The organism is Ornithinimicrobium cavernae, from assembly GCF_003121625.1.
GTDB lineage: Bacteria > Actinomycetota > Actinomycetes > Actinomycetales > Dermatophilaceae > Ornithinicoccus > Ornithinicoccus cavernae.
The window spans coordinates 183,714-196,953 of record NZ_QDDJ01000007.1; the positions used below are offsets into that span (position 1 = coordinate 183,714).

Annotated in this window: 12 protein-coding genes; 4 read left to right on the forward strand and 8 right to left on the reverse strand. The window is 70.8% G+C overall.

Features of this window, described 5'->3' with window-relative positions; all coding sequences use genetic code 11:
* Nucleotides 1–507 precede the first annotated feature (507 nt).
* Nucleotides 508–1,968 carry an Nramp family divalent metal transporter gene (locus tag DA085_RS09810; protein WP_109472776.1) on the forward strand — a complete coding sequence of 487 codons (1,461 nt, stop codon included), beginning with the start codon at nt 508–510 and terminating at the stop codon, nt 1,966–1,968.
* Between the two features lie 234 nt (nt 1,969–2,202).
* Here DA085_RS09810 and mraY read toward each other — a convergent pair whose 3' ends face one another.
* Complete coding sequence (gene mraY / locus DA085_RS09815; protein WP_109472777.1) at nt 2,203–3,315, reverse strand: phospho-N-acetylmuramoyl-pentapeptide-transferase; 1,113 nt, start codon at nt 3,313–3,315, stop codon at nt 2,203–2,205.
* A 120-nt stretch (nt 3,316–3,435) separates the two neighbouring features.
* A complete protein-coding gene (locus tag DA085_RS09820; protein ID WP_109472778.1) occupies nt 3,436–4,002 on the reverse strand; it encodes a TetR/AcrR family transcriptional regulator in 567 nt (188 codons plus the stop codon).
* A 131-nt stretch (nt 4,003–4,133) separates the two neighbouring features.
* Between DA085_RS09820 and DA085_RS09825 the strand changes: the two genes are divergently transcribed.
* Nucleotides 4,134–4,823, forward strand: a complete 690-nt coding sequence (locus DA085_RS09825) for an alpha/beta fold hydrolase (RefSeq protein WP_161958477.1) — start codon at nt 4,134–4,136, stop codon at nt 4,821–4,823.
* 58 nt (nt 4,824–4,881) lie between these two features.
* Here DA085_RS09825 and DA085_RS09830 read toward each other — a convergent pair whose 3' ends face one another.
* The 3 genes from DA085_RS09830 to DA085_RS09840 all read right to left on the reverse strand — a co-directional run bounded on the left by DA085_RS09830 (nt 4,882) and on the right by DA085_RS09840 (nt 7,672).
* Nucleotides 4,882–6,024 (reverse strand): delta-60 repeat domain-containing protein, encoded by a 1,143-nt coding sequence (locus DA085_RS09830; RefSeq protein WP_109472780.1) that lies wholly within the window; start codon nt 6,022–6,024, stop codon nt 4,882–4,884.
* A gap of 130 nt (nt 6,025–6,154) precedes the next feature.
* Nucleotides 6,155–7,033: a GNAT family N-acetyltransferase gene (locus DA085_RS09835; RefSeq protein ID WP_109472781.1), complete on the reverse strand. Its 879-nt coding sequence runs from the start codon at nt 7,031–7,033 to the stop codon at nt 6,155–6,157.
* A gap of 75 nt (nt 7,034–7,108) precedes the next feature.
* Nucleotides 7,109–7,672 (reverse strand): hypothetical protein, encoded by a 564-nt coding sequence (locus tag DA085_RS09840; RefSeq protein ID WP_109472782.1) that lies wholly within the window; start codon nt 7,670–7,672, stop codon nt 7,109–7,111.
* Between the two features lie 65 nt (nt 7,673–7,737).
* Between DA085_RS09840 and DA085_RS09845 the strand changes: the two genes are divergently transcribed.
* The gene (locus DA085_RS09845) at nt 7,738–8,565 is read left to right on the forward strand and encodes a PhzF family phenazine biosynthesis protein (protein WP_109472783.1); all 828 of its coding nucleotides are present in this window, start codon (nt 7,738–7,740) and stop codon (nt 8,563–8,565) included.
* An 81-nt stretch (nt 8,566–8,646) separates the two neighbouring features.
* Here DA085_RS09845 and DA085_RS09850 read toward each other — a convergent pair whose 3' ends face one another.
* From DA085_RS09850 to DA085_RS09860, 3 genes are all read right to left on the reverse strand, one after another.
* Nucleotides 8,647–9,534 (reverse strand): cation diffusion facilitator family transporter, encoded by an 888-nt coding sequence (locus DA085_RS09850; protein WP_109472879.1) that lies wholly within the window; start codon nt 9,532–9,534, stop codon nt 8,647–8,649.
* 98 nt (nt 9,535–9,632) lie between these two features.
* The gene (locus tag DA085_RS09855; RefSeq protein WP_109472784.1) at nt 9,633–11,609 is read right to left on the reverse strand and encodes a heavy metal translocating P-type ATPase; all 1,977 of its coding nucleotides are present in this window, start codon (nt 11,607–11,609) and stop codon (nt 9,633–9,635) included.
* Nucleotides 11,606–12,034: an ArsR/SmtB family transcription factor gene (locus DA085_RS09860; RefSeq protein WP_109472785.1), complete on the reverse strand. Its 429-nt coding sequence runs from the start codon at nt 12,032–12,034 to the stop codon at nt 11,606–11,608. The genes DA085_RS09855 and DA085_RS09860 overlap by 4 nt, the downstream gene beginning before the upstream one ends.
* Between DA085_RS09860 and DA085_RS09865 the strand changes: the two genes are divergently transcribed.
* Entirely contained in the window at nt 12,035–13,189 is a 1,155-nt protein-coding gene (locus tag DA085_RS09865; protein WP_237565420.1) for an MsnO8 family LLM class oxidoreductase, read from the forward strand.
* Nucleotides 13,190–13,240: the final 51 nt, after the last annotated feature.

Genomic DNA, 13,240 nt, shown 5'->3' on the forward strand with positions numbered 1-13,240 from the left:
CTCGAGTGCGCCAGTTGATGACTTCGCTGAGTACGCAGGATCTCGTGCGCACCTTGTAGGACCTGCGGGAAGTCGGCCCTCAGATCAGGCTCGCCACCCAGTTCTTTCACGCACCGAGCGATTGACTCGAGGAGGTCTTTCAGGCTCACTACGACCTGGGGCAGGTCTGCGCGATGGAACGCAGACTCAACCCTCGCAGTCTCGGCGGCGATCGCAGCCCATTGCTCGTCCGGCAGAGGGTCTGGCCTCTCGAGGGCTCACCGATCGTAGACGACTGCTGCGCCATTGGACGTCATGAATCCGCCGCCTCCGGCCGGTCGAGGAGGTGGTTTGTGTGGTCGATAGCCTTCGCCAAGAATTCCTAGCGTCCAGCGCGTCACGGTTGCCGAGCTTCTCGAGCATGGCTAGCGTTCGGATCGGGTCGTTCGGCGTCGATCGCCTCAGAGTCTGACGACGGCGTCCTCCCGTCCGGTCGGGACGGGCCCCGGCGCTGTGAGGTGACCACAAATGTCCGCCCCTTCAGATAAGCGTGACCAGCAGTACGCGCCAGAGATCTCCGCCCGCTATCTGCCAGGGGTTTCTTACGCCCCACTGCCGGAACCGCGCCCGCTCAAGGACGTGCTCGGGCCCAGCGTGCTACTGCTGGCCGGGGCCATCGGGTCCGGCGAGTTCGTGCTCTGGCCCTACATCTCGACGCAGACCGGTCTGGTGCTGGTCTGGCTCGCTGTGGTCGGCATCCTGACGCAGTACTACCTCAATATGGAAATCACCCGCTACACGCTAGCGACCGGCGAGACTGCGGTCACCGGGTTCACCCGGCTCTGGAAGCACTGGAGCTGGTTGTTCATCCTGATGGCCGTCATCCCGTGGATGTGGCCGGGCTGGGCGACTGGGAGTGCGACAGCATTCACCTACGTCTTCGGACTGTCCGAGGGCACCGTGGTGCCCATCACCATCGGGGTGCTGGTGGTCATCGGTCTGGTGCTCACGGTGTCGCCGGTCGTCTACCGCACGGTGGAGAAGATCCAGTTCCTCCTGGTGGCACTCATTGTCATCTTCATGATCTACATCCTGGTGGGCCTGCTGCGCGGCGACGCGTGGTCCGGACTTGCAGGTGGACTGACAACCGACATTCCGCAGATCCCGGATGCCATCGGCACGGTCGGCATCGCCGCTATCCTCGGCGCGATTGCGTTTGCTGGAGCGGGCGGAGTCATGAATCTCGCGCAGTCCAACTGGGTGCGGGACAAGGGTCTGGGTATGGGTGAACGCCTCCCCAAGATCGTCTCCCCGATCACGGGCGAGGAGGAGACCGAGGCCGCGATCGGCTACTTCTTCCCCCAGGACGAGGAGAACCTGCGTCGTTGGCGCGGTTGGTGGAAGGTCGCGCACCGCGAGCAGTTCACTACGTTCTTCGTGCTCGGCCTGGCTGCGATCCTGCTGTTCATGATGCTGGCATACACCACCGTGGGGCGTGGCACCTCGGCCGAGGGGTTTGAGTTCATTCGCCTCGAGGGCGAGATGCTCAAGAGCGAGCACGCCAACTGGGTCGGAAACGCCTTCTGGTTCACCGGCATGATCGTGCTGCTCTCGACCAATCTGACAGTCCTGGACATGGTGGCCAGGATCACGGCTGACATCGTGAAGACCAACTGGATGCGGGCGAGCAAGACGTGGACCGAGAGCCGCATCTACGTGGCCATGGTCTGGGCGATGATTGTCTTTGGGTCGAGCATCCTGCTGGCCGGGTTCGACCAGCCACTGGTCCTGATCATCACCTCGGCGGCGCTCAATGGCATCGTCATGTTCATCTACTCGGTGCTGCTTATCAGGCTCAACCGAGGCATGCTCCCCCGGGCGATCGGGCTCAAGGGCTTCCGCCTCGGTGCCGTGTCCTGGGCCGTGCTCTTCTACGGTGGGTTCTCGATCTTCCTTGTCTGGGACACGATCCTCGCGCCGCTGTTCTGAGTTGTGCGCCCCGCCACGCACCAGGCCACCCTCGGTTGGGCGTGCGCGCTCGCACATATCCCGATCGATGTGGAAGACGTGCTACTTTTTGGCCTGCTCGCTGATGCGTCGGTCGAGGTATGCCCGGTGGTCGGTGGTGAGCGCGAGCAGGTCGGCCTCGTCGGGGTTGAGGTCGGCCCACGGCGTGCCGAGCGCGGAGCCGGGTCAGGGAGTATGCCGTGGCGCGGCCAGCGATCAGAGCTGGGCAGCCCACTCGCCGTAGAACAGGGCCAGGCCGAGAGCGACACCGATTCCGGCGATGATCCAGAAACGCGCCACGATCGTGACCTCTGCCCAGCCGAGCAGCTCGAAGTGATGGTGCAGGGGCGCCATCCGGAACACCCGCTTGCCGGTCAGCTTGAAGCTGGCGACCTGGATGATCACGGACATCGTGATGATGACGAACAGGGCCCCCAGGATCGGCAGCATCAGCTGGGTGCGCGTGAGGATCGCCATGCCGGCCAGGGCCGCTCCGAGCGACAGTGAGCCGGTGTCACCCATGATGATCTGCGCCGGCGAGGCGTTCCACCACAGGAAGCCGAAGCAGGCACCGGCCACGGCGCAGGCCACGATCGCTAGGTCCAGGCTGTCCCGCACGTCGTAGCAGTTGGGACCGGGGACCGCCTGGCAGCTCTGGTTGTACTGCCACAGGCCGATGAGCGTGTAGGCGCCAAACACCATGACCGAGGCGCCGGTGGCCAGACCGTCAAGACCATCGGTGATGTTGACGCCGTTCGAGGCTCCGGTGATGAGGAGGTTCGCCCAGATGAGGAACAGGATGACGCCCACCACGGGGACGCCGAAGGCGAGGTCGAAGCTGGTGTCCCGCACGAACGAGATCGCGGTCGAGGCGGGTGCCCGTCCGTGCTCGTCCTTGACGAGAAGGGCGAGCAGGGCGAACACGGCGGTGATGAGAGCCTGACCGATGAGCTTCTGCGTCGAGGTGAGACCCAGGCTGCGTTCCTTGGAGATCTTGGTGAAGTCGTCCAGAAACCCCACCACGCCCAGGGAGACCAGCAGGAAGAGCACCAGGAAGGCACTGAGGGTGAACGGGTTCGCCCGGACGTCCATGAGGCCGCCGGCCGCCAGGCCCATCAGCACCAGGTGCGAGCCGAGATAGCCGGCGAGGGTGGCCAGGATGATCACGGCGCCGCCCATGGTCGGCTTTCCCCGCTTGTAGTGGTGATGGGTGAGGTCGTCCCGGATGAACTGGCCGTACTCCCGACGCACCAGGAACCTGATGAGCACCGGTGTCCCGAACAGCGCCACGACCATTGAGATCCCGCCAGCCAGCAGGACGTTGACCATCAGCCCCTCTTCTCCACGTCTCTCCCGAAGGTTGCCCGGTGGGCCGCCGACCTACGGTAAGCGATCGACTCGCGGAACGAGTGCATCCGGCCCGGCGCACCGCGCAGGGGCGCGACCAGGTCAGGACGCGAGGCGAACGGCCACCTCCACGGCCTCCTCGTCGGTGAGCCCCTGGCCGCGGACCAGTGAGTGCCAGGTGCCGAACGCCAGGGCCAGCCCGATGCCGGCTCGCAGCATGGCCCTCCGACGACCGGTGGCCCCCCACGGCGCGGCGAGGAGGTCGGCGGCACGGCTCCAGTGGGCGTGGTAGTCGGCCAGCACGCCGTGGTCGTCGGGGCCGGCCAGCACCTTCGTCATCATCGCCTCGGTGCTGCGGTGGAAGGCGTAGGTCTCCGCAAGGGCAGTGCGCAGTCGCGCCTCGGGGTCGGCGATCGCGGCCCACCCCTCGGTGTCGGGCGCGGGATGACACCCGAGGTAGTGCCCACTGCAGGCGCGGGCCAGGGCTGCCTCGTCCGGAAAGTGTCGGTACACGGTGACCCGACCCACCCGGGCCCGCTGGGCGATGTCGCTGACTGTGGTCGCCTGCGGGCCGACTTCCTGGTGCAGCTCGATGGCGGCGTCGATGATGCGCTGGCGGTTCTCGCCCTGGCGCTCGGCGCGGCGCTTCAACTCGTACGTGCGCGCCATAGCCAGATGATACGCAGTGTTTCACGATCTTGACGCACCCGCCGGGTCGTCCCTATGCTTCCCTGTTCATGAAACAGCATGTTTCATGAATGACTAGGAGCACCGACTCAACCCGACCGAAGGAGCACGTGATGACCATCGTTCTGGTCCACGCCGCGTGGCACAGCCCGTGGCACTGGCACCGGGTGCGCGCCGAGCTGAGCACGCCCACGGTCACCGTCGACCTGCCCAGCTGTGACGGGCGGCGGGGTGACATGCACGACGACGCCTCGGAGATCAGGCGCGTCCTCGACGAGCACGACGAAGTGACCGTCGTCGCTCACTCCTACAGTGGCGTGCCGGTGACGGAGGCCGCCGCCGGGCACCCGTCCGTGCGGCACCTGGTGTACCTGGCTGCCTACAACGCCGACCTCGACGAGACCGTCGCGGGATTCCTGCCTCCGGATCCGGCCGAGCCCAACGTCCGGCCGGACACCGACCTGGAGCCGACGCCAGACGGCCTGCTCAGGTTCCGCCCGGACCGGGCCGTCGACGTGCTCTTCCACGACTGCCCGGACCCACGGGCAGCGGTGCGGCACATGCGTGAGACCAACCCGGTCGTCATCGGCCAGGCGCCCCGTGCCATTGCCTGGCAGCAGACCCCATCGACGTATGCCGTGTGCACCGCCGACCGTGCGACCGCGGTCTCGGTGCAGCGCCGGCTGGCCACCCGTGCAGATCACGTCGTCGAGATCGACTCCGGTCACTCGCCGTTCCTGGCCCGGCCCCGACAGGTCGCCGACATCATCCTCGCCGCCCACTCGTCGACGACCGCGGCGTGAGCTCAGCGGGAGAGACTACGGATCCGCTCTCTCCCGGCTGCGGCGTCCACTCTCCGGGCTACGGCGTCCCGTGGAAGGCCGCGATGCCCATCTGCCTCTTGCCGGCCACCCGGGTGAAGTCGCCGCCCACCAGGACCCCGTCGGCCGTCAGCTCGATCGACCAGGGGCCCATGTCGCCGGCCAGGCTGGGGTCCCAGTCGGTCAGCGCGCCGTCCACCGTGATGGAGGCGAGCAGGTTCCGCTTGACCTTGAACGTGCTGATGTTGCGGAAGTGCCCGCCGAAGTACACCTCGGTCGCGGAGGCCGCGATCGCCTGTGTGTCGCCACCGCTCTTGACCGCATACACCGGCTCGTTCGAGACCGCGGGGTCGTAGGCATACAGGTTGTTGTCCGTCGTGGAGAAGAAGAACCGGGAGCCGTCGGGGGTGAGGGCCACGGCCAGGCCGACGCCTCCCTTGCTCGGGTTGAAGGCCGTCGCGGCGCCGGTGTCGGCGAGAACCTCCCCGGCTCCGTTGCGGTCGGCCGCACCGATCCGGGAGAAGCCGCCGGCGGCGTAGACCCTGGTGCCGTCGGGCGACACGGCGATGTCCTTGACGGTCCACGAGGGCCACGGGTTGAAGCGCAGGTAGACAGCGGCCGTGGTGACGTCGAGAGCGGCCAGCCGGCGCCTCGTCGCGTCCTTGATCACCGTGAAGGTGCCGGCGGCGTAGACCTTGGAGCCGGAGACCTCGATGGCGTGGACGATCCCGTTGGTGTCGGCCGTCCAGTCGGCGATGACGCTGCCACCCGTGTCGAGCGCGGCGAGCCCACCGCGCAGGAACCCGCCGATCTCGCTGAACTCGCCACCCACGAAGATGCGGGTGCCGTCGACGCTGCCGTCCAGGGCCCGCACGAAGCCGTTGGCTCCGGGGTTGAACGTCGGGTCGAGGCTCCCGTCCGGGCGGAGCGCCGCGATGTGCTGCCGGGGCTGGCCGTCGACGGTGGTGAAGGCCCCGCCGATGACGGTCAGGGTGCCGACCTGGGCGACGGCATAGACGTCACCGTTGGTCTGGGCGGTCCTGGTGTGGGTCTGCGACACCGACGCCGAGGCCGGTGCGACCCCGCTGACGATCAGACCGACGGCCATGAGGATGGCGGCAAGCGCGCGGAGGCCGAGCGACCGCGACGGGGGAGTGGTTGCTGGGGACTGCAGCGCGGTCATGGTCCGCCCTTTCGGAGGGGACGCGAGATCTGCAGACCTGGGCGGAATGCAAAAACTCGGTCAATGCCGTCTATGAAAACAGTAAAGTTGGGTGTGTGTCAACGCTTTCCGGACCCTGCTTCGCGCGCGATCAGCTGGCGTCTCGCGACAGGTCCAGTCGCTCGGGGAGGCTGTCGAACCCGGCGGACCGGTAGGCAGCAACGGCCGCCTGGTTGGCGCTGGGCGTGGCCACGAGCACGGCGGAGGAACCGAGCTCCCGGAGGGCCGCGGCGCCCGCGAGGGTGACAGCCCTGCCGTAGCCGTGGCCACGGTGCTCGGGGTGGGTGCCGAGCGGCTCGATCAGGCCGGGCCGGCCGGGGCCGGCCGACCACACGATCACCGCTGCCACGGCGTTGTCGTCCTCGTCGTGGGCCAGCAGGCACCGGGCGTCGGCGAACGGCTGGCCGGCGGACATCGCGTGCCACCGCGCGAGGACGACCTCCTCGGTCAGCGAGCCGCCGAACGCCAGTCTGTGCACGGCGGCCCACGCCGGTGCCCGCTCCGGACCGACCTCCTCGATCCGGAGTGCCGGGTCCTCGACCGGCTCCTCGAGGCCGCGACGCAAGGGCGTCCACGGCTCATCGGTGCTCCAGCCCGCGTCGACGAGCGCGCGGTGGAGGAGAGCACCGGGTGGGACCTCGAGGGCGACCTTTCCCGGTGGCAGAACCCCGTGCTCGGTGCTGCTCAGATCGGCCACGAGCTGCGCCGCCAGCTCGTCGTCCTGGTGCGCCTCCGGCGCGATGGCCACCCGCAGCAGGTCGGCACCGTCCAGCAGACCGACCGCAAGGGTCTGCCCACCACGGCGCCAGGTCCGCACGGCCGCGGCAGTGGCCCCAGCGCCATACCGCCAGAACCAGCCCAGGTCCCCCGGGTGGAGCTGGAAGGGAGTGCCGTCGTCCTGCCACTCCCGCAGGACCGCCACGACGCCGGCCAGGTCCTCGACGTCCGGTGAGCCCAGGTGAGTCGCCATCCCACGATCAGACACGATCGGGCGCCGGCGATCCACCAGATATCCGTCGGGGCGGCGGAGGCTCGGTCGCCCGGGTCACACGTCGGCTGGTGCCGAGAGCTTCTCCACCAGCAGGTCCAGCCCCTGACGTGCGGACCGCTCGGCCGCCAGGACCCGGTCGTGCATGACCCTGGCCGCCTCCACCGTCTCGGTGGCGCGCTGCTCCGCGGCCCGGCAGGCCGCGACGCCGTCCTCCCGCTCCCGCCGGGCGGCCGCCTGGTCGTCGTGGAAACCCTGCACCTCGCCCGCGGCCAGCTCCACGGCCCGGTCCAGCAGGAACCGGTAGGAGGTGCGGACCTTCTTGGGGTTCGTCCGGCGCTCCAGGCCGTCGACCTCCTCGTGCAGTCCCTGGCGCATGAACACGAGGGGGTCGGACGTGTACCGCTCGTCCGCGACGGCCTGCTCCGCGCGAGCCAGCCGCTCACGGGCCTCCTCGAGTCCCCGTTCCGACTCCCGCACGGCGGCTGCGGCCGCCTCACGGTGCGCCGCGAAGCGGGTCTCGAGGGCGTAGACCAGCTGCTCCTGCTCGCCGGGAGCCAGGCCCTCGCCCTGCTGGCGGTCCGGTCCGCCTCCGCCTGCCTGCTGGCCCCGCTCAGTCATCTCTGCACACCTCACACGTCACACTCGTTGGACCCACACTCTCTCACCCGCGGGAGACTGTGGGCATGCGCTTCTCCCAGGTTGACGTCTTCGCTCACGACCCCTACCGCGGCAACCCTCTCGCCGTCGTCCACGACGCCGACGGGTTGACCGATGAGGAGATGGCCCGGTTCGCGAACTGGACCAACCTCTCCGAGACCACCTTCCTGCTGCCGCCGACGGACGCGGCCGCCGACTACCGCGTCCGCATCTTCACGGTGAGCGAGGAGCTGCCGTTCGCCGGGCACCCGACGCTCGGCAGCGCCCGGGCGTGGCTGAGTGCGGGCGGGGTCCCGGCCACGGACGGCGAGGTCGTCCAGGAGTGCGGGGCCGGGTTGGTGCCGATCCGGTATGCCGAGGAGCGGCTGGCCTTCGCGGCGCCGGACTTCCTCCGGTCGGGGGAGGTCGCGGACGAGGACCTGGACCGGATCGTGGCCGCGCTGCGGATCCGGCCGGACCAGGTCAGGCACTCCCAGTGGATCGACAACGGCCCCGGCTGGGTCGGCGTGGTCCTCGACTCGGCCGACGAGGTGCTCGCCCTGGAGCCGGACTTCGCCTCCTTCGGTGACCTCGATGTGGGCGTCATCGGTCGGCACGCTGCCGGCGGGCCGGCGGACTACGAGGTCCGGGCGTTCGTCCCCGGGCTGGGGGTGACCGAGGATCCCGTCACCGGCAGCCTCAACGCCGGGTTCGCCGTCTGGCTCATCGGCGCCGGACTGGCGCCGGAGGCGTTCACCGTCCGCCAGGGCACCGCCCTCGGCCGGGCCGGTCATGTCGACCTGCGGGCCGAGGACGACCGGGTGTGGGTGGGCGGCCGGGCGAACGTGCTGATCAGCGGGGAGGTCACCTTCTGAGGGACGCAGGACCCCCGGGCCCATCCGCCTCGTCGATCGGCTGCTCACACGTCGCTGACCCGAAGAGCCCGGATCCGCCGCTCAGGCGTGGGCTCCGTGCTCGCGCTGCGCGTGCCCGGGCGGCTCGAGCTGGAAGGTGGAGTGCTCCACGCTGACGTCGAAGTGTGCCGCGACGCAGTCCTGCAGCTGGCCCAGCACCTCGGCGGCGTGACCGTCCTGGAAGCACGCGTCGTCGAGGACCACGTGCGCGGACAGGACGGGCAGGCCGGTCGCGATGGTGGAGGCGTGCAGGTCGTGCACGTCCCGCACGTGGGGGACGCCGAGGACGTGGTTGCGGACGGCCTCGAGGTCCAGCCCCCTCGGGGTCGACTCCAGCAGGATGCTGCCCGCCTCGCGCAGCACCGTGAGCGCACGGGGCACGATGAGGGTGGCGATGAGCATGCCGGCGAGGGCATCGACCCGGGTCCAGCCGGTCGTCGCGATGACGACGGCGCTGATGATGACTGCCACGGAGCCCAGGGCGTCGTTGACGACCTCCAGGAAGGCGGCGCGCATGTTGAGGTTGGCACCCCGGCCGGAGCTGAGGACCAGCAGGGCCACCAGGTTGCCGACGAGGCCGATGATGCCGAAGGCCAGCAGACCGCCGGAGCCCACCGCGGGCGGGTCGGCGAGGCGTCGGACACCCTCGATGAAGGCGTAGGCACCCACCGCCAGCAGGACGGCGGACTGGGCACCGGCCGCGAGCACCTCCGCGCGACGGAAACCCCAGGTGCGCTCCGGGCTGGGTGCGCGCAGCACCAGCGAGGCGGCGACCAGGGCCATGAGCAGCCCCGCGGCATCGGTCAGCAGGTGCGCCGCGTCCACGAGCAGGGCCAGGCTGCCGGTCCACAGCGCGCCGATGACCTCGGCCACCAGGATCGTCCCCGTGATCGCGAAGGCGATCGCCAGCCGGCCACGGTGGGTGGTCAGCGTGGCGTGGTCATGGCTCGACCCCGGCCGACCACGGTGGGTGGCCTGGCTGGACTCCGGGTGGTCGCGAGCCGCGCCCGGGCGCTCGGGATGCCTCCTCACGGCAACACCCGCAGCGGCTCCGGTGCGGCCCGGCGGGAGTCGGCCCTGGGCAGGCCTCTCGTCCGACCGGCGCGGACGCCGTTGGCGATGACGAACACCTCGGCGACCTCGTGGATGAGCACGACCGCCGCCAGGCCGAGGGTGCCGAGCAGGGCGAGCGGGATCAGGACCGCGATCAGCACCAGGGAGGCCACGACGTTCTGCAGCATGATGCGGCGCGTCCGGCGGGCGTGGTCGAGGGCCAGCGGCAGGAGGCGGAGGTCGTCGCCCAGCAGCGCGACGTCGGCGGTCTCGATGGCGACGTCTGTGCCCATCGCCCCCATGGCAACGCCCAGATCGGCGGTGGCCAGCGCCGGCGCGTCGTTGACCCCGTCCCCGACCATCACGGTCGTGCCGCCCGCACGCAGGCGCGCCACGACCGTCGACTTGTCCTCGGGACGCAACTCCGCGTGGACCTCGTCGATGCCGGCCTCGGCGGCCAGGGCCAAGGCCGTCGCCGCGTTGTCACCGGTGAGCATCGCCACCGTGCAACCCTGCTCCCGGAGACCGGCGATCACCGCAGCCGCCTCGGGGCGCAGCTCGTCGCGGACCGCGATGGCACCGACCGGCTGCCCCGCGACCTCCACGATCACCGTCGTCGCACCGGCCTGCTGCAGGCGGATCACGTCCTCGGCCAGCGGTCCGGGGTCCACCCAGCCCGGCCGGCCCAGACGGACCCGCACGCCCCCGACGGTGCCGGTCAGCCCCGACCCGACCACGGCCTCGACGTCCTCGGCTGCCGGCACCCGGTCAGCGGCCGCCAGGACCGCCGCGGCCAGGGGATGCTCGCTGCGGGCCTCCAGCGCGGCGGCCCAGGACAGTGTCCCCGCCCGCGTCTCACCGGCAGTCGTGACGACCTTCACAACGGTCGGCCGGTTGCGGGTGAGCGTGCCGGTCTTGTCCAGGGCGATGGTGCGCACCCTGCCGAGGGTCTCCAGGGCCGCGCCGCCCTTGACCAGGATCCCGCGCCGGCTCGCGGCCCCGATGGAGGCGACCGTGGTGACCGGCACCGAGATCGCCAGGGCGCAGGGGGAGGCGGCCACGACCATCACCAGGGCGCGGTGCACCCACAGTGTCGGGTCACCGGCAAGGGATCCGATGAGGGCGGTGACCGCAGCAGCGACGAGGATGCCGGGCACGAGGGGTCCGGCGACCCGGTCGGCCAGGCGCTGGGTCGCCCCCCGACGGGACTGCTCGGCCTCGACGATGTGCACGATGCGTGCCAGGGAGTTGTCCTCGGCGGTCGCGGTCACGTCGACCTCGAGCGCGCCGGTGCCGTTGATGGCGCCGGCGAACACCTCACTCCCGGGCCCCACCTCGACGGGCACGGACTCGCCGGTGATGGCCGAGGTGTCCACCGCGCTGCGGCCCGACCGCACGACGCCGTCGGTGGCCAACCGCTCACCGGGCCGGACCACCAGGACGTCGCCGACCCGCAGCTCCTCGGGACGGACCACGACGTCCCGGTCGCCGCGATGCAGCGTGGCCTCCTGAGGCACCAGCTCCAGCAGCGCGCGCAGCCCGTGCCGCGCCCGGGCCACCGAGAACTCCTCCAGGCCCTCACTGAGGGAGAACAGGAACGCCAGCGCGGCGGCCTCCTCCACGTGGCCGAGCGCGGTGGCGCCGACCGCACCGATCGTCATCAGCAGGCCCACGCCGAGCCGGCCCCGGGTGAGACGTCGGAGCGCGCCGGGCACGAAGGTGGATCCGCCGACGAGCAGAGCGGCCCACGCCAGGGCGAGTCCGGCCGTCTCCCAGCCGAGGTGGCCGGCGAGGAACCCGAGCAGGAGCAGCGCACCCGAGGCAAGCCCCAGCTGCACCTCCCGCACCTGCCAGAGGCGACCCGCCGGCTCCTCCCCGGACCCCGGACCGCCCGGGACCTCGCACCCGCAGGCGTCGAGCGGCATACCGCCGTCTGTCGGTCTCTCGCTCATGGCAGGGCCTGCCTCCGGCCGTGCCGTCGCAGCCGCTCGGCGGTGGGGTTGCCCGAGGAGCCGACGCCGTAGTTGGGACACAGCGCCACCCGGTCGCCGGAGGCGGCCAGCAGCCGCTCGGCCGCGCCCAGCACCGCGAGCAGGTCAGCGGCGTTGGTCATGGAGAACAGTGAGGCCCGACCGACCGGCCGCGACGAGACCAGGCCGCAGTCGCGCAGGCACGCCAGGTGGGCGCTCACCGTCGACTGGGCCAGCCCGAGGTGCTCGGTCAGCTCCCGCACCCGGTGCTCCCCGAGCGTCAGGTGCTGCAGGATCGCGAGCCGCGACGGGTCGGACAGGCTGTGGAACAGGGCTGCCGCGACCTCCAGGCTACGGTCCTCGGAGGTCTCCGAGGCCTCTTCGACGGTCTCCGATGTCATCGTCATATGACGATGCTAGCAGTGCGCAACGATGCAGGTGTGGGCGTGACCGCAGGGACCCGGGGTGAGCGCGCCGCGTACGGTGACCGCTATGAGGTATGCCGTGGCGATCCCACCGTTCCCCGAGCCGTCGCTGCGCCGGGTGATCACCTCGGCACGGTGACTCATCCGTTCCCGCCGGCGACGGACGGCGCGTCCCTGCCGGTGTCCCTGATCGACCGTTCCCGCACCCGGGACGGCGAGCCAGTTGGTGCCGCACTGCACGCCACGATCGAGCGGGCCCGCCGGGCCGAGGCACTCGGCTTTCACCGGTTCTGGGTGGCCGAGCACCACGCCGTCCCGGGGATCGCGAGCGGCAGCCCGCCCGTGCTGATGGCGGCGATCGCGGCGCGCACCGCGCGGATCCGCGTGGGCTCCGGCGGGGTCATGCTGCCGAACCACCGGCCGCTCGTGGTCGCCGAGCAGGCCCGGATGCTGACCGCGCTGCACCCCGGCCGGGTCGACCTCGGGCTCGGACGCTCGCTCGGGTTCACGGCACCGGTCCGCGAGGCGCTGGGCGTCGCGAGCTACGGCCCCGACGACTTCGCCCGGGACCTCGCGGACCTCGAGGCCTTCCTGGACGACGCGGGACCGGTGACCGCGATGCCGACCGGCGTGCCGCCACCGCCGCTCTTCGTGCTGGCCACCGGCTCCGGCCTCACGACGGCGGCCGAGCGCGGGCTCCCGGTCGTGGTGGGTGGGCCGCTCCTGCAGGGTGACCTCGCGCCCCTGGATGACTACCGTGAGCGGTTCCGGCCGAGCCGCGGGTGCCCCGAGCCCTACGTCATCGTCAGCGTCGACGTGATGATCGCCGACACGGCCGGGCGGGCCCGCGAGCTGATGCTCCCCGAGGCCTGGGCCATGGTGGAGTCGCGGTCGACCGGTGCCTTCCCACCACTGAGGGCGCAGCCGGTGAGCCGGCTGACCGAGCGCCAGCAGTCGATGGTCCAGCGGCACCTCGACCAGGCGGTCCACGGGACGGCCGCCCAGGTCGCCGACCAGCTCGCCGGACTGGTCCGACGCACCGGTGCGGCCGAGCTGCTCGCGTTCGCCTCGACATACGACCGGATGGCGCTCGCCGAGTCCGACGCGGCCCTCGCCAGCCTGCCCCTCACCGGCTAGGTTCGGCACGAGGGGCGCCGCCCTGCCCGCCCCGTGCCCCGAGCCGGAGGA

Coding starts and splice junctions, on each gene's coding strand:
- DA085_RS09810 (WP_109472776.1), top strand. CDS start 508: ATGTCCGCCCCTTCAGATAAGCGTGACCAGCAGTACGCGCCAGAGATC.
- mraY (WP_109472777.1), bottom strand. CDS start 3,315: ATGGTCAACGTCCTGCTGGCTGGCGGGATCTCAATGGTCGTGGCGCTG.
- DA085_RS09820 (WP_109472778.1), bottom strand. CDS start 4,002: ATGGCGCGCACGTACGAGTTGAAGCGCCGCGCCGAGCGCCAGGGCGAG.
- DA085_RS09825 (WP_161958477.1), top strand. CDS start 4,134: ATGACCATCGTTCTGGTCCACGCCGCGTGGCACAGCCCGTGGCACTGG.
- DA085_RS09830 (WP_109472780.1), bottom strand. CDS start 6,024: ATGACCGCGCTGCAGTCCCCAGCAACCACTCCCCCGTCGCGGTCGCTC.
- DA085_RS09835 (WP_109472781.1), bottom strand. CDS start 7,033: ATGGCGACTCACCTGGGCTCACCGGACGTCGAGGACCTGGCCGGCGTC.
- DA085_RS09840 (WP_109472782.1), bottom strand. CDS start 7,672: ATGACTGAGCGGGGCCAGCAGGCAGGCGGAGGCGGACCGGACCGCCAG.
- DA085_RS09845 (WP_109472783.1), top strand. CDS start 7,738: ATGCGCTTCTCCCAGGTTGACGTCTTCGCTCACGACCCCTACCGCGGC.
- DA085_RS09855 (WP_109472784.1), bottom strand. CDS start 11,609: ATGAGCGAGAGACCGACAGACGGCGGTATGCCGCTCGACGCCTGCGGG.
- DA085_RS09860 (WP_109472785.1), bottom strand. CDS start 12,034: ATGACGATGACATCGGAGACCGTCGAAGAGGCCTCGGAGACCTCCGAG.
- DA085_RS09865 (WP_237565420.1), top strand. CDS start 12,035: ATGACGATGCTAGCAGTGCGCAACGATGCAGGTGTGGGCGTGACCGCA.